We start from the raw sequence: 19025 nt of genomic DNA, 5'->3' as shown, positions 1-19025 counted from the left end.
TGAGCCTCACTCGTATGGGTGAGCCACTTTGACCGCCAGGACGAGGAAGGCCAGGAGATGGGACGCCACCGACGCTCCGGCGCAGGGGCAGCCGCCACCGGCCGCGCCACAGAGGGCTTTGATGCGTACATGGACGGGCTCTCCGGTAACCCGGAGCCCCGCCCCGCCACCGCGTCGCACCGCCGCAGGGGCCGCCGCTCCGCACCGGTGCGCACCGGCCTGCTCGGCGTGTCCGCGGCCGTCGCGATGGGCGCCGTGGCAGTCGCGTCCGGCCTCGTCCCCGGCGCCGAGAACTACTCCCTGGGCGGTGGCGGCGACTCGAACAAGGTGCGTGCCGCCACCACCCCCAGCGACGTGGCCCCCCAGGGCGGCGACAGCGGCACCGCCGAGCGCGAGACGGCCCCGCCGAGCCGCGGCTCCGAGCGCCCCGAAGCCCCGGACCCGACCCCCTCGAAGTCCACCGAGAAGCCCTCGGCCGAGCCCTCGAAGAAGCCGTCGACGAAGGCCCCCGCACCCGATGCGGGGGCCGACGAGAAGAAGAAGACGACGGCCCCGGCCAGCCCCTCGCGCACCCCCGCCCAGAAGCCCAAGGCTCCGCCGGCCGCATCGAAGTCGCCGTCCGCCGAGAGCGCGGCCGAGGCGGCGGTGCTCACCCTGGTCAACGAAGAGCGGGCCAAGGCGGGCTGCTCCCCCGTGCGTGCCGACGCCGCGCTCGCCTCGCTCGCCGGGGACTTCAGCTCGGACATGGCCGCGCGTGACTTCTTCGACCACACCGACCCGGACGGCGCGACCCCGTGGGACCGCGCCGAGAAGGCCGGGATATCGGACCTGGGCGGCGAGAACATAGCCCGCGGCCAGGCCAACGCGCAGTCCGTCATGGACGCCTGGATGAACAGCCCCGGCCACCGGGCCAACATCCTCAACTGCGACTACAAGACCTTGGGCGTCGGCGCGCACTTCGCGCCGGGCGGCCCCTGGTGGACGCAGGACTTCGGCTTCTAGGACGGACCGGCTCACTAACCATCGGTTAGCGCCACCCCTTGGTTTGCGCTGTGCGGGAGTATGCTGGCCGTATGGATTCCGGCACCGAAGACCTGGCGTACGACGTGTTCTCCAGGCAGTGCCCCTCGCGCGGCACCCTGGAGCACGTCACCGGACGCTGGGGCGCGCTCACTCTGGGCGCCCTGCACGACGGCACGTTCCGTTTCAACGAACTGCGCCGCCGGGTCGACGGCGTGAGCGAGAAGATGCTGTCCCAGACCCTGCACGCCCTTGAACGGGACGGCCTGGTGCACCGCGAGGCGCAGCCCACGAACCCGCCGCGGGTGGACTATGAACTGACCCCGCTGGGACGGGAGGTCGCCGACCGCCTGATGAACCTCATCCACTTCGTGGAGGGCAGGATGGACGGCGTGCTCGAAGCGCGCGACCGCTACGACAACACGGCGGCCGGCGGCCGCTGACACCGCGGGCAGAAGTAACTGGAGCGGTTCATCCAGGGACGGCGGCGCATCGGCGTACCGCAGCGGCGGCACGGCTCGTCCTCACGTCCATAGGCGTCGAGCGACCGCTCGAAGTACCCGGACTCGCCGTTCACGTTCACGTACAGGCTGTCGAAACTCGTGCCGCCGACGGCGAGGGCCGCGTTCATCACGTCCCTTACGTGGCCCAGGAGTTCAGCCGTGCGCGGGCGCGTGAACGTGGCGGTGGGCCGCTCGTAGTGCAGCTTGGAGCGCCAAAGGGCCTCGTCCGCGTAGATGTTGCCGACCCCGCTGATCAACGACTGGTCGAGCAGCGCGCGTTTGATCGTCGTACGACGGCGGCGCAGCGCGGTGTGGAAGGCCGCGTCGTCGAAGAGCTCGTCCAGCGGGTCGCGTGCGATGTGCGCGATGACGTCCGGCATTCCGTCCGGGGTGTTCGCGTGCAGCGAGAGTCCGCCGAAGGTGCGCTGGTCCACGAAGCGCAGCTCGGTGCCGAGGTCGTCGGCGAAGCGCACCCTGATCCGCAAGTGCTTCTCGTCCGGCGCCTCTTGGGGCTGTACGAGCAGCTGTCCGCTCATGCCGAGATGGGCGAGGATCGAGGTTCCGCTGTCCTCGACGGGCAGCCAGAGATACTTCCCGCGCCGCATCGCCGTACCGACACGGTGGCCCGTGAGGCGCAGCCCGAAGTCGGCACCGCCCGCGATGTGCCGCCGCACGGAGCGCGGATGCAGGACCTCGACATCGGCGACGGTGCGATGAGCCACCCACCGCTCGAGCCCACGCCGGACGACTTCAACCTCGGGCAGCTCGGGCATGGGCTCTTGACTCCGGGTAATCGGGTGGGCGAGAAAAAATGCCGCGAAGCGGCGGAAAAAGCTGGTGCCGGCCACCCGAAGGGCGACCGGCACCAACAGTAAAGCGGTTGTCAGGCAGACGGGGCTTCAGCGGCCCCGTCGACCTCCGCGGCAGCGGGAGCAGCCGCAGCGGCTTCCGCCGCCTTGATCCGCTCATCCGCGGCAGCGCGAATCTCGCGCCAAGCGGACTCCGCGGCCTGCTGCTCCGCTTCCTTCTTGCTGCGGCCGGTGCCGGTGCCGTACGAGACGCCTCCGACGCGGGCGGCAGCAGTAAAGGTCTTCTCGTGGTCGGGGCCGCTCTCCGTGACGAGGTACTCGGGAACACCGAGGCTCTCGGTCGCGGTGAGCTCCTGGAGGCTGGTTTTCCAGTCCAGGCCCGCACCCAGGTTCGAGGACTTCTCGATCAGCGGGTCGAAGAGCCGGTGCACCAGCTCGCCCGCCGCGTCCAGACCCTGGTCCAGATAGACCGCGCCGATCACCGCTTCAAGGGTGTCGGCGAGGATGGATGCCTTGTCCCGGCCACCCGTGCCCTCTTCGCCCCGGCCGAGCCGGATGAAGGAGCCGAGTTCGAGGCCACGACTGACCTCCGCCAGCGCACGCGAATTGACCACCGCGGCCCGCAACTTGGCCAGCTGGCCTTCGGGCAGGTCGGGGTGGGTGCGATAGAGCGTGTCCGTGACGACGAGTCCGAGCACCGAGTCCCCGAGGAACTCGAGCCGTTCATTCGTCGGCAGACCGCCGTTCTCGTACGCGTACGAACGGTGGGTCAGTGCACGCACCAGAAGGGCGGACTCGAGTTTGTACCCGAGCCGCCCTTCCAAAAGCGTGTGGGACGAGGCCGTGTTTTCCGCCTGCTTCTTGGCGTTCTCCGCCTTGGCGTCATCCGCCATTTTGTGGCTAGACACGGTGCCTCTCACCAGCCGCTCAGACCTCGAGGACCTGGCGCTTGTTGTACGTGCCGCAGCTCGGGCACGCGATGTGCTGCAGCTTCGGCTCCTGGCAACGCTCACACGAAACCAAGGTGGGGACCGCAGCCTTCCACTGCGACCGGCGGTGGCGCGTGTTGCTGCGCGACATCTTCCGCTTCGGAACAGCCACGGCTACTTCTCCTGCTTCTCGTCGACGCCGGCTTCGGCGCCGCTCACGTCGTCCTTCTCGCCGTCCTGGATGGTCCCGGCGAGTCCCTGCAGTGCCGCCCAACGGATGTCGGCGACGTCATGGTGGTGCTCCGGGTCGTCCGCGAGCCGTGCTCCGCACTGGGAACACAGGCCCGGACAGTCGTCCCGGCACACCGGCTGCATCGGCAGTGCGAGCACTACCGCATCACGCAGCACGGTTTCGAGGTCGAACAAGCCGTCCTCGAGATAGAGCCTGTCCTCGTCGTCCTCGGCGTCGTCGGCCGGTTCCGCAGTGCGGCCCCGGTCGTCGGCGTCAGGGTACGAGAACATCTCCTGGAAGTCCGCGTCCACCTCAAGCTTCAGCGGCTCCAGACACCTTACGCACTCCCCCTCGGCCGTTGCACGGGCGGTGCCTGTGACAAGCACCCCTTCCATGACCGACTCAAGGCGGATCTCCAGCTCGACCGGGGCGCCTGCCGGCACTCCGATGACCCCTTCGATGCCGAAGACACCCGGAGAACCGGGGGCCTCGACGGAACGGGTCAGCCGCTGCAGCGCACCAGGACGCCGACCCAGCTCGTGTGTGTCGAACACGAGAGGGTTTCGGTGGTCAAGGTGAGCACTCAGGGCTTTTCCTGCTTTCGAATCCTGGAAGTTCTTGGAGGGCGACCCCGTCATGATGAGCTCGGCTCACTGACCGGGCAGCCCGGATCGCGGACGTACGCGCGACCGAAGAGCCAGGATACTGGACCTTTCGCTCTCGGCCCAATCCGGCCCGGGACCGTCCGCCGGGCAGGGGCTAGCGGCCCTGTTCGTACTGGCGCAGCTGCTCCGCGGTGATCATGCCGGTATCGAAAAGACTGGTCTCGTCGAGCACGCCGGGCGCGGGGTGGTGCTGCTGCTGCGGCTCTCCGTACCCCTGCTGCGGGTAGCCGTACGGGTCCTGCTGCTGGTAGCCGTACGGGTCCTGCTGGGCGTACTGCTGCTGGTAGGCGTACTGGTCCTGCTGCGGGTAGCCGTAGGGGTCCGGCTCCTGCTGGGGCGGGGCGTACGGCTGCTGCGCGGGGATCTGCGGGGCTGCCTGCGGCGGCTGCGGGGCGTCGGGGACGGGCGCGGGGACCACGGCGGCCGTGGGGTCGGTGAGGCCCGCGAGGTACTCGGCGTCCGTGGTGTGCGCCTGCGGTCCTCCGAGGCCCTCTGCGAGGGCGGCGAGGTCGTCGGCGGGCGCACGGCCGTGCAGGGTCTGCCGGCCGCGGCCGACCGCCTCCAGGGTCTTGGCGAGGACCGCCTCGAAGGCGCCGAGCTTGGCGTCGACGTAGGCGTCCGCGTCCCGGCGCAGGGTCTCGGGGTCGTGGCTGCGCTGCGGGGCGTCCTCGTCCTCGTAACCCTGCTCGTCGAGGCCGGGTCCGGTGCCCAGGAGCTTCTCGCGGCCGCGGCCGACCGAGCCGAGGGTCTTGGTGAGGACGACCTCGAAGTTCGCGAGCTTGCTGTCCACGTAGTCGTCGGCCTCGACGCGGACGTCTTCGGCGGCCTGGCGGGCTTCGGCGAGGATGCGCTCGGCCTCGCCCTGGGAGTTGCGGGCGACCTCCGTGTCGGAGATCAGCGAACCGCGCTCGGCGTGCGCGGTCTCGATGATCCGGTCCGCCTCCTGGCGGGCCTGCTCGACCATCTGCTCCCGGCCGCCGATGAGCTCCTGTGCCCGGGCCAGGGAGCCGGGCAGCGCCTCGCGCACCTCTTCGAGCATCGACAGCAGATCGGCGCGGTTAACCACGCACGAGGCCGACATGGGCATGGACCGGGCGCTGCCGACCGCCTCGACGATCTCGTCGATCTTCTTCTGCACGTCCACCGTGTGCTCGCCACTCTCTACAGCTGGTTGGAGACGGACGGCACGACTGTAAGGCCAGTCGGCGGCCGTCCGACACCGGGTGACGGGGTGTCAGTACGCGTCATTTCTTGCCGATGCGCTCCGCCAGCGCCTCGTGGACCACCGGAGGCAGCAGATGGGCGACGTCACCGCCCCAGGCGGCGACCTCCTTGACCAGCGAGGAGGAGAGGAAGCTGTAAGTGGGGTTGGTGGGCACGAAGAGGGTCTCGACGCCCGAGAGGCCGTTGTTCATCTGGGCCATCTGCAGCTCGTAGTCGAAATCGCTGACCGCTCGCAGGCCCTTGACGATGGCCGGAATGTCGCGCTGCTTGCAGAAGTCGACGAGGAGGCCGTGGAAGGACTCGACCTCGACGTTCCCGAAGTCGGCGGTGACCTCGCGGATCAGCTCTATCCGCTCCTCCACGGAGAAGAGGCCCTTCTTCGACTGGTTGATCATCACCGCGACATGCACCACGTCGTACAGCCTGGAGGCGCGGGCGATGATGTCGAGGTGTCCATTGGTGATGGGGTCGAATGACCCCGGACAGACGGCGCGGCGCAACTGAAGTCCCTCGCTCTCCGGTCCGGTCATGGCGCGATCACTGAGTCGTCGCACGTAGAGGCGGCGCGACCGTACCAAAACGTGGCTTCGCCGTAGCGACGGGACCTCAGTGCTTCGAAGCCGTCGGGCCAGCTGAATTCTCCGCCTCTGGTACTGCGTTCAACGGTGACGAGCGCATCGTCCGTGAGCCAGCCCCCGGCACGGAGTGTGAGCAGGATCTCGCGAAGATCGTCATCGGTGACGACGTACGGAGGGTCGAGAAAGGCCAGGTCGTACGGGGTCGTGGGGGCGCCGCCCTGGACGATCTGGGCGGCTTTGCCCGCCCTGACCTCGGCACCGGGCAGGCCGATGGCCTGCACGTTCTCCCGGATCGTGCGCACCGCGCGGGCATCGGTCTCGACGAGCAGGGCGTGGCCCGCGCCGCGCGAGAGCGCTTCGAGGCCGATGGCACCGGACCCGGCGTACAGGTCCAGGACGCGTGCCTCGTCCAGCGTGCCCTGCAGGGCCTGCCAGGTGGAGAACAGGCCCTCGCGTGCGCGGTCGGACGTGGGCCGTGTGCCGCTGCCCGGCGGGACGGCGAGGAGACGTCCGCCGGCCACACCGGCGATCACGCGGGTCATCTGAGTCCTTGTCGGTGTACGAACGTGCGGGAAGATCCGGCCTCAGTCTCTCAGCCCCTGCGCCTCCGTCGCCTGTCAGCCCTTGTCGAGGTACTGCTCGCGCTCGTCGTCCAGGAGTGCGTCCAGGGCCGTGCGCAGCTCGGGCAGGTGCTCCAGATCCGGGTCGGCGGCGACCACGGCGACTGCTTCCTCGCGGGCCTCGGCGATGATCTCCTCGTCCTCGATGACCGCGAGCATGCGCAGGCTGGAGCGGACGCCGGACTGCGCCTGGCCCAGTACGTCGCCCTCGCGGCGCTGCTCCAGGTCGATCCGGGAGAGCTCGAAGCCGTCGAGCGTCGCGGCCACGGCGCCGAGGCGGGCGCGGGCCGGGCTCGCCTCCGGCATCTCGGTGACCAGCAGGCAGAGGCCGGGTGCCGAACCACGGCCGACCCGGCCGCGCAGCTGGTGCAGCTGCGATACGCCGAAGCGGTCGGCGTCCATGATCACCATGGCGGTGGCGTTCGGGACGTTCACGCCGACCTCGATGACCGTCGTAGCGACCAGGACCTGCGTCTCGCCCGCGGCGAAGCGGCGCATCACCGCGTCCTTGTCGTCGGGCTGCATGCGGCCGTGCAGGATCTCCACCTTGAGGCCGCTCAGCGGGCCGCGGGAGAGCTGCTCGGCGACCTCGATGACGGCGAGCGGGGGCCGCTTCTCGGCGGTGGCCTCCTCCTCGGCCTTCTTCTTGGCCTTCTTCGGGTCGTCGTCCTCGTCCCCGATGCGGGGGCAGACCACGTACGCCTGGTGGCCGTTCTCGACCTCCTCGCGCACGCGCTCCCACGCGCGCGCCAGGAAGTGGGGCTTGTCCTCGGCCGGTACGACATGGCTGGCGATCGGGGAGCGGCCCGCCGGGAGCTGGTCGAGGACCGAGGTCTCCAGGTCGCCGAAGACCGTCATCGCGACCGTGCGCGGAATGGGCGTGGCCGTCATGACGAGGAGGTGCGGGGGCTGCTTGCCCTTGCCGCGCAGGGCGTCGCGCTGCTCGACCCCGAAGCGGTGCTGTTCGTCGACGACGACCAGGCCCAGGTCGTGGAACTGGACCTTGTCCTCGATCAGCGCGTGCGTGCCGATGACGATCCCGGCCTCGCCGGTGACCAGGTCGAGCAGGGCCTGACGGCGCCCCGCGGCGCCCATGGAGCCGGTGAGCAGCGTGACCTTGGTGCCCTGGTCCGAGCCGCCGAGCATGCCGCCCTCGGCGAGCTCGCCCATCATCTCGGTGATCGAGCGGTGGTGCTGCTGGGCAAGCACCTCGGTAGGCGCGAGCATGGCGGCCTGCCCGCCCGCGTCCACGACGGCGAGCATGGCGCGCAGGGCGACCATCGTGTTGTGCGTCACCGTGAAATTGTCCGTGACATAGGCCCGGCTCGGGTGCGCGACGCTGATGCACTGGACCGGCTTCCGACCGACGAACTCGACGCTGCGGATTCCCCGCCGGAAGGTGTTGTACTTCGGCCGCTCCCTCACTCGGCTTGCTTTCCGCGTGAGCCGGAAGGGTGCGTACTCGTCGGGCAGGGCGATCGACACGTTGAACGCCGCCTTCTTCGGCAGCACCCTTGCCCGGCCGCCCAACGACCGCACGAGCCATGCGACGTCCTCAGCAAGCCGGAGAGAGGCCGAACACAACGAAATGCTCAGCCCGTCCGATTGAATCGTGCCGTCTGTGTCCAGAAGCCCCTGCAGAAGCGCCAGCCGACTCTTGATCGACACATTCTTGAACGCGTCGGGGATGAACTTGTCGTGTGAGGTCAGGCCCCACAGTCCTAGGTCCCGTAGCGCCTGAATGACAGGGTTACGCACTCCTCCTGGCCGGTGGACCAGCTGAATCGTGTAGTCGCACGAGGACCCGGCCACGGGGACCAGGTGGCACTCCGGGGTCACAGCACCGGCGGCGGCGTCGTGGATCTCGTCGTCGATCGTGGACAGCCGCAGGTTGTGCCTGAAGGACCCGTCCCCCAGCAGCAGCCCCATGAGGTACGGATCGAGTGGGGGTGCTGCGTCACCCCCTAGATCGACTGGTGTCGCGGCAGGGAGGTACCACTTCGAGGATCCGTTCGCCTTGAACAGGTCCAGGCGGATTTCCCGGGTCGTCATCACCTTGGGCGGCTGGCCGCGGTGCCAGCCACAACTCGTACCCACGATCCAGAGGTGCTCGTCGTCGCATTCGACGGAGCTCCCGTCCGACAGGGTCAGGCTCCACACGTCACGCTCGCCCTGTGGAAAAACGCCATCGACCACGGCGATCTCTCCCGAGGGCACGAAGACGGACTCGCCTCCCCGGATTTCGCCCATCGGTCGGAAGCCGTCCGGCGTCAGCACCAGCGAATCGAGCGGCTGAGCCTTACCCGATCCGACCTCGCCCTGGAGGAGGCGGTGCATCGGGTGCTCGGTGGCGAGGTCGTCGAAGATCTCCTTGGAGACCTTCTGCTGGCCGTCGGTCAGGGTGAAGGGCAGCTTGGCGTCGAAGGCGTCGAGCAGGCCGCCCTCGCGGGGGCGGCGGGCGATCGCGGGCAGCTGCGCGTCCGCGTACCTCCGGCGGGCCAGGGCAACCTGGAGGACGAAGGCCTCGTCCCACTTCAGGCGGTCGCGGGCGGATTCGATGTCCGCCTTGGTCTGCGGGCGGTGGATCTTCAGGAGCGCTTCGGGGAGCGGGATGAGCTCCCGGCCGTCGCGCAGGCTCGGCGGCAGCGGATCGACGGCCTCTTGGGCGCTGGGCAGGACCGCGTCGACGGACTTGGCGATCTTCCAGGACTCCAGCTTGGCGGTGGCCGGGTAGATCGGAATGAGGGCGCCGGCCCAGGAGTCGACGGTCTCCTCGGCGCTGTCGGAGTCGCCCTTCAGGAGTTCGTACGCGGGGTGGGCCAGCTGCATCTTGCGGTTGAAGACGGACGCCTTGCCCGCGAACATCGCGCGCGTGCCCGGCAGCAGGTCCTTGTGCGGCTTGTGGATGCCCCGGCCGAAGAAGACCAGCTGGAGCTGGCCGCTGCCGTCGGTGATCGTCACTTCGAGGCGCTGGCCCCTGCCGCCGTTGAACGTCAGGATGCGGGCCGTCGCGACCTGGGCGACCACCGTGACGTGCTCGTCCAGGGGCAGGTCGGCGAGGCGGGTGAGCTCGCCCCGCTCCGCGTACTTGCGCGGGTAGTGGTGCAGCAGGTCGCCGACCGTGTGCAGGTCGAGGTGCTCGGCCATCACCTTCGCGGTGGCGGGACCGACCACTTTCTTCAGGGGTTCTTCGAGCGCGGGCACGAGATCCATTGCACACCACCCCACTGACAATTCGGCGTACGTCTGTGAAATCCGCTGGTCAGCGATGGAGGAGACGTCCGCTACTCGACGCCGATCAGCAGCAGCGCCGACTGGCGTCCGCCGCGGTAGACCACGGTGTCGACCGCCAGATGCGCCTCGCGCACATGCTTCTCCAACTCGTCGCCGAGGCTGTCCGGCACGTCCTCGCCGAGCACAAGCGTGACCATCTCGCCGCCCGCGGCCAGCATCCGGTCCAGGACGGACCGCGCGGTGCGTGTGGTGTCGTCGCCGATCACGGCCACGTCCCCGTCGATCAGGCCGAGGACGTCACCGGCCTGGCAGATGCCCGCCATGGTCCACGACTGCCGCTCGGCGAGGGCCAGTTCGGCGTACCGGGTCGCGCCGGCCGCCGAGGTCATCGCGACGACGTCCTCGTCGAAGCGGCGGTCCGGCTCGTGCACGGCGAGCGCCGCGATGCCCTGGACCGCGGACCGGGTGGGGATCAGCGCGACCCGCACCCCTTCGGTACGGGCCTGCTCCGCCGCGGCGGCAGCGGTGTGGCGCAGCTCGGCGTCGTTCGGCAGGAGCACCACCTCGCGCGCGTGCGCCCGCCGGACGGCTTCGACGAGCTCCCCGCTGGCGGGCGGCTCCCCCGGCCGCGCGGGCACGGTGGTCGCCCCGGCTTCGGCGTAGAGACCCGCAAGCCCTTCCCCCGGTACGACGGCGACGATCGCGCGCTGCGCGCGTTCCCGCGGCGGCTGCGCGGCGCCCGCGGTGTGCGCGTCGCCCACCCCGAAGTGGGTGATGCGGATGCGGTGCGGCCGCCCCGCCTCGACGCCCGCCTCCACGGCGGCCCCGGCGTCGTCGACATGGACGTGCACGTTCCACAGCCCGTCGCCGCCGACGACGACGAGCGAGTCACCGAGCCCGTCGAGCCGTGTCCGCAGCCGCGCGACGGCCGTGTCGTCGGCCTCCAGGAGGTAGATCACCTCGAAGGCGGGGGCCGTCGCGTCGGGCGGGGTCTCCTGGCACTCGGCGGGCTCCACCGGCTCCACGCGCGCGTGGCCGCCCTGAGCAGCCGTCTTCAGGCGCACCGTCTCGCCCGACAGGACCTCCACCAGCGCCCCGAGCACCGTCACGAGTCCGCGCCCGCCGGCGTCCACCACTCCCGCTCGGCCCAGCACCGCGAGCTGCTCCGGCGTCGCGTCGAGCGCCCGGCACGCGCTGTCGTACGCGGCCCGCGCCACCACTCCGCAGTCGCCGTCGGCGTCGCAGGCCGCATCGGCAGCGGCGGCGGCCACCGTCAGGACCGTGCCCTCCACGGGGCGCGCCACGGCCTGGTGGGCCGACTCGGCGGCCCGCCGGAGCGCGAGCGCGAGAGCCGGCCCTTCGGCGTGATCAGTGTCACGGTCGGCGCCGAGGACCTGCGCCATCCCCCGCAGCAGCTGCGACAGGATCGTGCCCGAGTTCCCGCGGGCGCCTATCAGCGCGCCGTGCGCCATCGCCCGCACGGCCTCGGCGAGGGAGGGACGGGAGGGTTCGAGGCCCGTGAACACCGCGTCGACGGCCTGGCAGGCCGATTCCACGGTCAGGTACAGGTTGGTTCCGGTGTCTCCGTCCGCGACCGGATAGACGTTGATCGCGTCGATCTCCTCGCGGGCCCTTCCCAGGGCGTCCAGAGCGAGGCCGCACCAGGCGCGCACCGCGACGGCGTCGAGGTTCTGCGGCACCTGCTCGCCTCCTAAGGGCATCCGGAATGGACGCAGCGTAGACCGGGAAGGGCCAAAGGCCCGGGGCGGGGCCGGGGCGAGACATGGTAGTTTCGTTCTACCGAAGCAGTCGTTGTATGCTGCTCCGGTTGCCCGATACCCATCGGGACATTCCTCCTGGCAACGCCACCCACGATCATTGCACTGATCCCGGCATGCCGGGATTACCCGTAAGTGCATCTGAAGTCTTGGAGTGACCCGTGGCTGCCAACTGCGACGTCTGCGGCAAGGGGCCGAGCTTCGGCAACAACATCTCGCACTCTCACCGCCGTACGTCCCGTCGCTGGAACCCGAACATCCAGCGCGTTCGTGCCGTGGTCAGCGGGACGCCGAAGCGGCTCAACGCCTGCACCTCGTGCATCAAGGCCGGCAAGGTCTCGCGCTGACGCATTTCCCCAAGCTCTTAATGAGCAGGGGATGCCCCATTGCGCGGCCACCTAGCTGGTTGCTGAAAGAGCCGGTCCCCCTCGGGGGACCGGCTCTTTCGTGTGTGCCCCGAAGGCATCGCCTCCACCGGCAGCTCCCAAAGGCCTTGTACGCCAAGGGAGTTCTGCACGGTGACGGCGGTGACGCGTGCCGTGCTTAATCCATGTCGCCGTTGTCGCCGAAGTGGTCCCAGCCCTTGCTGGTCCAGGGCGCTCCGTCCACCGTCACCTGGGGCAGGGCCGAGGGGTTGAGGACCTCGCCGATGACCTTCCAGCGGGCGGGGAGCTTCACGTCGGCCGGGAACGTCGCCACTATCGCGTGGTCCTCTCCGCCGTTGAGCACCCACTGCAGCGGGTCGACGCCGACCGCCTGGCCGATGTCGTTCATCTGGGAGGGCACGTCGACGTCCCCGGAGCGGATGTCGATGCGCACCTTGCTCGACTCGGCGATGTGTCCGAGGTCGGCGATGAGACCGTCGCTCACGTCCGTCATCGAGGTCGCGCCGAGGCCGGCCGCCGCGGGGCCCGCGTGGTACGGCGGTTCGGGCCTGCGGTGGGCCTCCACGAAGGCGCGGGGTGAGCGGAAGCCGCGCGAGAGCACCGCGTGCCCGGCGGCGGACCAGCCCAACCAGCCGGTGACGGCGACGACATCGCCGGGCTGCGCTCCCGCGCGGGTGACCGGCTCGTGGTTGCGCAGATCGCCGAGCGCGGTGATCGCCACGGTGATCGTGTCGCCGCGTACGACGTCGCCGCCCACGACGGCCGCTCCCGCGACCTGGCATTCGTCCCGCAGGCCGTCCATGAGCTCGGTGGGCCAGCTGGCGGGGAGTTCGGCGGGGACGACCAGGCCGAGCAGCAGAGCGGTCGGTACGGCGCCCATGGCGGCGATGTCGGCGAGGTTCTGCGCGGCGGCCTTGCGGCCCACGTCGTACGCGGTGGACCAGTCGCGGCGGAAGTGACGCCCCTCCAGGAGGATGTCGGTGCTCGCCACGACCCTGCGGTCCGGCGCCGACACGACGGCGGCGTCATCGCCGGGACCGAGCCGGACGGCCGGGGTGGAGGTGAGCCGGGAGGTGAGTTCCCTGATGAGCCCGAACTCCCCCAACTCGCCGACGGTTCCCTTCACCGGGACTCACCATGCCCTTTCACGCTGCTCGGCTTGCGGTCGCGAGCCTTCACTGTCATAGGTACGGTCGAGGTGACCGTCAACTTCTGTTGCCCGTCCACCGCGATGTGCGCGCCACAGCGATCCCGGGTCTCCCCGCGGGAAGCGGCGACGCGGTACCGTGGCGTCCCTTCTCCCCACATGATCCTCGTGGCCGCCCTGGAGGTTCCGTGGTACAGGCGTACATCCTGATCCAAACAGAGGTCGGCAAAGCGTCGACCGTCGCCGAGCTGATCGGCAAGATCCCAGGAGTGATCCAGGCCGAGGACGTGACCGGACCCTACGATGTCATCGTGCGCGCCCAGGCGGACACGGTGGACGAACTCGGCCGCATGGTGGTCGCCAAAGTCCAGCAAGTGGACGGCATCACCCGGACCCTGACCTGCCCCGTCGTGCACTTGTAGCCCCCGTCTACCCTTGGCCGGTGATGATTTCCCGTCGCCGGCGCCGCTGCCTGGTCTCAGCCCCCGCTCTCGCACTCCTGATCGCGTCCGCGGGCTGCTCCTCAGCAGACGAAGAGGCGAAGGCCGCGGTTCCCACCCCGGACAGCAAGGTCACCGAACTGTGCCGGAACCTGGACAAGCAGCTGCCCGGGAAGGTGGACGGTCTCGCACGGGTTGATCCCGCGCCGGAGTCGGAGCTGACCGCCGGGTGGGGAGACCCGGCGATCATACTGCGCTGCGGTGTCGCCAAACCGCCGAAGATGAACGACCCCGAGGCGGACGGCGTGACGGCGGACGGCGTCAACTGGCTGATCGAGGAGCAGGACGACGGTTCGTTCCGTTTCACCTCCACGCTGCGCGAGGCGTACGTGGAGGTGACCCTGCCGAAGGAGCGCGCGGGGAGCGGCGTGAGCCCGCTGACGGACTTCGCCGCCCCCGTGAAGAAGACCATCCCCGAGGGGATCGCCTCCTAGCTCCGCAAGGCCTTCGCGGGAGGTGCTAGCGCAGCCCCGTCGACCGGCCGAGGGCCGCCTGGACGAGCCGGTCGACCAGCTCGGGGTAGCTGACGCCGCTCGCCTCCCACATCTGCGGGTACATCGAGATGGGCGTGAAGCCCGGCATCGTGTTGATCTCGTTGATCACGAACCCGTCCTCGGTGAGGAAGAAGTCCGCGCGCACCAGGCCCTCGCAGGACGTGGCCTCGAAGGCGTCGACCGCGAGCCGCTGGATCTCGGCGGTCTGCTCGGGCGTCAGCGGGGCGGGCACGATGCCGGGCGTCGAGTCGATGTACTTCGCCTCGAAGTCGTAGTAGTCGTGCGACTGCACCGGCGGGATCTCGGCGGGCACGCTCGCGCGCGGCCCGTCCTCGAACTCCAGGACCCCGCACTCGATCTCGCGGCCGCGCAGCAGCGACTCGACGAGGATCTTGGGGTCGTGGCGGCGGGCCTCCTCGATCGCCTCGTCGAGGCCCTCGAAGGAGTCGACCTTCGTGATGCCCATCGAAGAGCCGCCGCGGGCGGGCTTGATGAACAGCGGCCAGCCGTGGTCACCGGCGAACTCCGCGATCTTCTTGCGGGCGCCCTCCTGGTCGCGGTCCCACTCGCGCGGGCGGATCACCAGGTACGGGCCGACGGGAAGACCGAAGGAGGTGAACACCCGCTTCATGTACTCCTTGTCCTGGCCGACGGCCGAGGCGAGCACTCCCGCGCCCACGTAGGGCACTCCGGAGAGTTCGAGGAGTCCCTGGAGGGTGCCGTCCTCGCCGTACGGGCCGTGCAGCATCGGGAAGACGACGTCGACCTCACCGAGCGCCTTGGGCACGGAGCCGGGCTCGTTGTAGACGACCTCGCGGTTGTTGGGGTCCAGGGGCATCACCACGCCCCCGTCGGCCGACTCGGCCAGCGCGTCGACGTTGGGCACCTGGCGGTCGGTGATCGCCATGCGCTCGGGATCGTCGGCGGTCAGCGCCCAGCGGCCGTCCGTCGTGATGCCGATGGGCAGGACGTCGTACTTGGTGCGGTCGATGGCACGCAGTACGGCGCCCGCCGTGACGACCGAGATGCCGTGCTCCGAACTGCGGCCGCCGAACACGACGGCCACACGCGGCTTGCGGAGCGGCAGCTCAGAGCTCTGCTCGGGGGTCGCCTTGGGGCTCTGGGGGAGGTTCTCGCTGCTCATATCGGCTTGAGGGTACCCGCTGGCCCCCACAGAGTCAGCGGCGCTCGGGCTTGGCGCTGCGCGACATCAGCTCCTTGAGGGCGACCACCGGCGGCGTGCCCTCGTGCACGATGCCCACGACCGTCTCCGTGATGGGCATGTCGACGCCGTGCCTGCGGGCCAGTTCGAGGACCGATTCGCAGGACTTGACGCCCTCGGCGGTCTGCTTGGTGACCGCGATGGTCTCCTCCAGCGTCATGCCCTTGCCGAGGTTCGTGCCGAAGGTGTGGTTGCGCGAGAGCGGCGACGAGCAGGTGGCCACCAGGTCGCCGAGGCCCGCGAGTCCGGAGAACGTCAGCGGATCCGCGCCCATCGCCAGGCCCAGACGGGTGGTCTCGGCGAGGCCGCGGGTGATGAGCGAGCCCTTGGTGTTGTCGCCCAGGCCCATGCCGTCCGCGATGCCCACGGCGAGACCGATGACGTTCTTGACGGCGCCGCCGAGCTCGCAGCCGACCACGTCCGTGTTCGTGTACGGGCGGAAGTACGGCGTGTGGCAGGCGGTCTGGAGGCGTTGCGCGATCGATTCGTCCCGGCAGGCGACGACCGCGGCGGCGGGCTGCCTCGCGGCGATCTCACGGGCGAGGTTGGGTCCCGTGACGACGGCGACGCGGTCGGCGGCGACCTTCGTGACGTCCTCGATGACCTCGCTCATCCGCATCGCCGAGCCCAGTTCGACGCCCTTCATGAGGGAGACGAGCACGGTGCCGGGGGCGAGCAGCGGCGCCCACTCGGCGAGGTTGGCGCGCAGCGTCTGGGAGGGCACGGCGAGCACGGTGAAGTCGGCCCCGGCCGCGGCCTGTGCCGGGTCGGTGGTCGCCTTGAGGTTCGCCGGGAGTTCGACGTCGGGGAGGTAGTCGGGGTTCCTGCGCGAGGAGTTGACCGCGTCCGCGAGTTCGGCGCGGCGGCCCCACAGGGTGACGTCGCACCCCGCGTCGGCGAGCACCATGCCGAAGGCGGTACCCCAAGAGCCCGTTCCGAAGACGGCGGCCTTCACCGGGTTCGTCACTTGCTGTCCTCCGTGGTGTTCTCGGTGCTGTTCCCGGAGACGCTCCGACCGTTCTGGTCCGCCGCCTTGCGTCGTTGCGCGAGCCGCGCCTTGCGCGGGTCGTAGGGGGTCCCGGGGGCCTTCTCCTGCCGGATCTCCTCCAGGAGTTCGGTGACCGCGGCCATGATCTCCTCGGTCACCTCCCGCAGGATCTCGGGGGTGGGCTCCTTGTCGTAGAAGCGCGAGAGGTCGACCGGCTCGCCGGCCAGGACCTGGAGCCTCTTGCGCGGGAAGAGGCTGAGCTTCTTGCTGTACGGGGGAAGCGCGAGGTTGGCGCCCCACTGCGCGACGGGGATGACCGGGCACTGGGTGCGCAGGGCGACCCGCGCGGCACCGGACTTGGCCGTCATCGGCCACATCTCGGGGTCCCTGGTCAGGGTGCCCTCGGGGTAGAACGCCACGCACTCACCGCGCTCGATCGCGTCGACCGCGGCACGGAAGGCGTCGAGCGCGTTCGTGGTCTCGCGGTAGACGGGGATCTGGCCCGTGCCCTTCATGACCTTGCCGACGAAGCCGTCCTTGAAAAGGCCGTCCTTGGCCAGGAAACGCGGCACTCGTCCGGTGTTGTACTGAAAATGCGCGTACGACAGCGGGTCGATATACGAGTTGTGATTCACCGCGGTGATGAATCCACCGTCGGCCGGAATGTGTTCCATTCCTCGCCAGTCCCGCTTGAAGAAAACCACCAGAGGCGGTTTGGCGATGACCGCCGCCAGGCGGTACCAGAAGCCGATTCTGCGGCGGGACACTCGGACACCTTCCTCCATGAACCCGGGCGGCCGCACAAGTGTCGCCCCAGGCTGCCTGTCTGTCGAGAACACCGTACGCCCGCCCTCACGGCCCGGGCCTCCCAGCAGGCCACAATGGGCGCTGACGCGAAGGACGGAGCCGCCCCCGTGCAGTGGACCCTGGTAATACCCCTGAAACCGCTGGAGCGCGCCAAGAGCAGGCTCACCGCCGCCACCGGCGACATTCTGCGACCGGGCCTCGCTCTCGCCTTCGCCCAGGACACCGTGGCCGCCGCCCTGGCCTGTAGCGCGGTACGGAGTGTGGTGGTCGTCACGGACGACGGACTCGCCGGGCGTGAGCTGTCGGCGCTGGGAGCCCGGATCGTGCGGGACGAGCCAGCGGGCGGCCTCAACGCCGCTCTGGCCCACGGGACGGCGACCGTGCGCGCCGCGCGGCCCCGAACAGCTGTCGCGGCGCTGAATGCGGACCTCCCCGCACTGCGCCCCCCGGAATTGGCCCGGGTGCTCGGCGGTGCGGCCCAATTCCCCCGTTCATTCCTCGCGGATGCCGCCGGAATCGGGACGACACTGCTGTCCGCGGCCCCCGGCATGGAATTGCGCCCCGCTTTCGGCGCGGCGTCGCGTTCCCGGCACGCGGCGTCGGGCGCCGTGGAACTTCCGCTCGGCGACGTCGATTCCGTACGCCAGGACGTGGACACCGGCGACGATCTGCGGGCCGCGCTCGCGCTGGGCGTGGGGCCGCGCACGGCGACGGCCGCGGCGCGGCTGCTGATCGCCGACTGAGTACGCTTCCCCCATGCAGGCGACCGCGTACACGTACGACTCCGAGACCCGCAGCGGCAGCGTGCTGCTCGACGACGGCACCCCTGTGCCCTTCGATCCCCCGGCGTTCGACGCGGGCGGCCTGCGGTTGCTCAGGCCGGGCCAGCGGGTGCGGATCGAGGTCGAGGGAGAGGGCGAGCAGCGGCGGATCACCCTGGTGACGCTGCAGACTTTCTGAGCCCAGTGGCGCCGGAGCCCGTACGAGGGCCCTGAGCCGCATCGAGCCGCACCCGGACACGCCGCGGGCCGGGCTCCCAATGGGGAGCCCGGCCCGGCGCGTGAGTGCCCTCGTGCCCTTACTTCTTGCGGGCGGTCGCCTTCTTGGCGGTGGTCTTGCGCGCCGTCGACTTCTTGGCGGGCGCGGTCTTCTTGGCCGTGGCCTTCTTGGTGGCCGGCGCCGTCTTCTTGGCGGTGGCCTTCTTGGTGGCGGGGGTGGCCTTCTTGGCCGTCGCCTTCTTGGCCGTGGCCGCCTTCTTCGCCGTCGCCGTGGTCTTCTTGGCGGTGGCCTTCTTGGCGGTGGCCGCCTTCTTCGCCGTCGCCGTGGTCTTCTTGGCGGTGGTCTTCTTGGCGGGAGTGGCCTTCTTCGCCGCCGCCTTCTTGGCCGTGGCCTTCTTGGCCGCCGCCTTCTTGACGGTCGCCGAAGCGCTGCCGCCCGAAAGGCTGCCCTTGGGCGCCTTCTTGACCGCGACGTCGTTCTTCGGGAGCTTCTTCGAGCCGCTCACCAGGTCCTTGAAGCCCTGTCCGGCGCGGAAACGCGGGACCGAGGTCTTCTTGACCCGAACGCGCTCCCCGGTCTGCGGGTTGCGGGCGTAACGGGCCGGACGGTCAACCTTCTCGAACGAGCCGAAACCGGTGACCGAAACACGGTCTCCGCTGACCACGGCACGGACGACTGCGTCCAGAACCGCGTCCACGGCGTCGGCGGCCTGCTGACGGCCACCCACCTTGTCGGCAATCGCTTCTACGAGCTGCGCCTTGTTCACGTCTTCCCCTTCGGAGACCTCGCCCGAGCGTATTCGCCAGGCTTTTTCGCACGTTAGGCAGATATATACCGCAAATCAAACACGAAACGGGCTAATCACCCTTGTGCCGCAACGAACTCGGCTG

Annotated in this window: 21 protein-coding genes; 7 read left to right on the top strand and 14 right to left on the bottom strand. The window is 69.9% G+C overall.

Annotated features, from left to right (window positions below):
* The first annotated feature begins 57 nt into the window (after window positions 1–57).
* Together ACWFR3_RS20060 and ACWFR3_RS20055 are read left to right on the top strand one after the other, a co-directional pair.
* Window positions 58–1002 carry a CAP domain-containing protein gene (locus ACWFR3_RS20060; protein ID WP_453735948.1) on the top strand — a complete coding sequence of 315 codons (945 nt, stop codon included), beginning with the start codon at window positions 58–60 and terminating at the stop codon, window positions 1000–1002.
* Between the two features lie 71 nt (window positions 1003–1073).
* A complete protein-coding gene (locus ACWFR3_RS20055; protein ID WP_453735931.1) occupies window positions 1074–1463 on the top strand; it encodes a winged helix-turn-helix transcriptional regulator in 390 nt (129 codons plus the stop codon).
* On the opposite strand, the gene mutM is transcribed toward ACWFR3_RS20055, so the two are convergent.
* From mutM to ACWFR3_RS20010, 9 genes are all read right to left on the bottom strand, one after another.
* On the bottom strand, window positions 1433–2296 hold the full coding sequence (gene mutM / locus ACWFR3_RS20050) for a bifunctional DNA-formamidopyrimidine glycosylase/DNA-(apurinic or apyrimidinic site) lyase (protein ID WP_453735930.1): 864 nt from the start codon (window positions 2294–2296) through the stop codon (window positions 1433–1435). The two genes, ACWFR3_RS20055 and mutM, sit on opposite strands and share 31 nt — an antisense overlap.
* Before the next feature lie 110 nt (window positions 2297–2406).
* Window positions 2407–3252 (bottom strand): ribonuclease III, encoded by an 846-nt coding sequence (gene rnc, locus ACWFR3_RS20045; RefSeq protein WP_453735929.1) that lies wholly within the window; start codon window positions 3250–3252, stop codon window positions 2407–2409.
* 7 nt (window positions 3253–3259) lie between these two features.
* On the bottom strand, window positions 3260–3433 hold the full coding sequence (rpmF, locus tag ACWFR3_RS20040) for a 50S ribosomal protein L32 (RefSeq protein ID WP_003965982.1): 174 nt from the start codon (window positions 3431–3433) through the stop codon (window positions 3260–3262).
* Window positions 3434–3435: 2 nt separating this feature from the next.
* Entirely contained in the window at window positions 3436–4131 is a 696-nt protein-coding gene (locus tag ACWFR3_RS20035) for a YceD family protein (RefSeq protein WP_453735928.1), read from the bottom strand.
* 121 nt (window positions 4132–4252) lie between these two features.
* Window positions 4253–5302, bottom strand: a complete 1050-nt coding sequence (locus ACWFR3_RS20030) for a cell division initiation protein (RefSeq protein ID WP_453735927.1) — start codon at window positions 5300–5302, stop codon at window positions 4253–4255.
* Between the two features lie 100 nt (window positions 5303–5402).
* Window positions 5403–5882, bottom strand: a complete 480-nt coding sequence (gene coaD, locus ACWFR3_RS20025) for a pantetheine-phosphate adenylyltransferase (protein ID WP_190084850.1) — start codon at window positions 5880–5882, stop codon at window positions 5403–5405.
* Between the two features lie 26 nt (window positions 5883–5908).
* Complete coding sequence (rsmD, locus tag ACWFR3_RS20020; protein WP_453735926.1) at window positions 5909–6502, bottom strand: 16S rRNA (guanine(966)-N(2))-methyltransferase RsmD; 594 nt, start codon at window positions 6500–6502, stop codon at window positions 5909–5911.
* Between the two features lie 75 nt (window positions 6503–6577).
* On the bottom strand, window positions 6578–9793 hold the full coding sequence (locus ACWFR3_RS20015; RefSeq protein WP_453735925.1) for a helicase-related protein: 3216 nt from the start codon (window positions 9791–9793) through the stop codon (window positions 6578–6580).
* A 71-nt stretch (window positions 9794–9864) separates the two neighbouring features.
* Window positions 9865–11535 carry a DAK2 domain-containing protein gene (locus ACWFR3_RS20010; RefSeq protein ID WP_453735924.1) on the bottom strand — a complete coding sequence of 557 codons (1671 nt, stop codon included), beginning with the start codon at window positions 11533–11535 and terminating at the stop codon, window positions 9865–9867.
* Window positions 11536–11753: 218 nt separating this feature from the next.
* Here ACWFR3_RS20010 and rpmB point away from each other — a divergent pair, with 218 nt between their 5' ends.
* Entirely contained in the window at window positions 11754–11939 is a 186-nt protein-coding gene (gene rpmB, locus ACWFR3_RS20005) for a 50S ribosomal protein L28 (RefSeq protein WP_160507429.1), read from the top strand.
* 196 nt (window positions 11940–12135) lie between these two features.
* Here the strand turns inward: rpmB and ACWFR3_RS20000 are convergent, their stop codons facing one another.
* Window positions 12136–13104, bottom strand: a complete 969-nt coding sequence (locus tag ACWFR3_RS20000; protein ID WP_453735923.1) for a thiamine-phosphate kinase — start codon at window positions 13102–13104, stop codon at window positions 12136–12138.
* 209 nt (window positions 13105–13313) lie between these two features.
* On the opposite strand from ACWFR3_RS20000, the gene ACWFR3_RS19995 reads away from it, so the two are divergent.
* Both ACWFR3_RS19995 and ACWFR3_RS19990 read left to right on the top strand, forming a co-directional pair.
* Window positions 13314–13547 (top strand): Lrp/AsnC family transcriptional regulator, encoded by a 234-nt coding sequence (locus ACWFR3_RS19995; RefSeq protein WP_016642988.1) that lies wholly within the window; start codon window positions 13314–13316, stop codon window positions 13545–13547.
* A gap of 23 nt (window positions 13548–13570) precedes the next feature.
* Window positions 13571–14059, top strand: coding sequence for a DUF3515 domain-containing protein (locus ACWFR3_RS19990; protein WP_453735947.1), 489 nt, complete (start codon window positions 13571–13573; stop codon window positions 14057–14059).
* A gap of 25 nt (window positions 14060–14084) precedes the next feature.
* Here ACWFR3_RS19990 and ACWFR3_RS19985 read toward each other — a convergent pair whose 3' ends face one another.
* Genes ACWFR3_RS19985 through ACWFR3_RS19975 form a run of 3 tightly spaced genes read right to left on the bottom strand, consistent with a single transcriptional unit; the run spans window position 14085 to window position 17096 of the window.
* The gene (locus ACWFR3_RS19985; RefSeq protein ID WP_453735922.1) at window positions 14085–15263 is read right to left on the bottom strand and encodes a D-alanine--D-alanine ligase family protein; all 1179 of its coding nucleotides are present in this window, start codon (window positions 15261–15263) and stop codon (window positions 14085–14087) included.
* Between the two features lie 34 nt (window positions 15264–15297).
* Window positions 15298–16308 (bottom strand): NAD(P)H-dependent glycerol-3-phosphate dehydrogenase, encoded by a 1011-nt coding sequence (locus ACWFR3_RS19980; RefSeq protein WP_453735921.1) that lies wholly within the window; start codon window positions 16306–16308, stop codon window positions 15298–15300.
* A complete protein-coding gene (locus ACWFR3_RS19975) occupies window positions 16305–17096 on the bottom strand; it encodes a lysophospholipid acyltransferase family protein (RefSeq protein WP_453735920.1) in 792 nt (263 codons plus the stop codon). The genes ACWFR3_RS19980 and ACWFR3_RS19975 overlap by 4 nt, the downstream gene beginning before the upstream one ends.
* 147 nt (window positions 17097–17243) lie before the next feature.
* Between ACWFR3_RS19975 and cofC the strand changes: the two genes are divergently transcribed.
* Window positions 17244–17879, top strand: a complete 636-nt coding sequence (gene cofC / locus ACWFR3_RS19970; RefSeq protein ID WP_453735946.1) for a 2-phospho-L-lactate guanylyltransferase — start codon at window positions 17244–17246, stop codon at window positions 17877–17879.
* A 13-nt stretch (window positions 17880–17892) separates the two neighbouring features.
* Window positions 17893–18096: a hypothetical protein gene (locus tag ACWFR3_RS19965; RefSeq protein ID WP_190084725.1), complete on the top strand. Its 204-nt coding sequence runs from the start codon at window positions 17893–17895 to the stop codon at window positions 18094–18096.
* Between the two features lie 118 nt (window positions 18097–18214).
* Here ACWFR3_RS19965 and ACWFR3_RS19960 read toward each other — a convergent pair whose 3' ends face one another.
* The gene (locus ACWFR3_RS19960) at window positions 18215–18901 is read right to left on the bottom strand and encodes an HU family DNA-binding protein (protein ID WP_453735919.1); all 687 of its coding nucleotides are present in this window, start codon (window positions 18899–18901) and stop codon (window positions 18215–18217) included.
* Window positions 18902–19025: the final 124 nt, after the last annotated feature.

Source organism: Streptomyces sp. NPDC055189, assembly GCF_053606765.1.
This window is presented reverse-complemented; position numbering and strand designations above follow the sequence as displayed.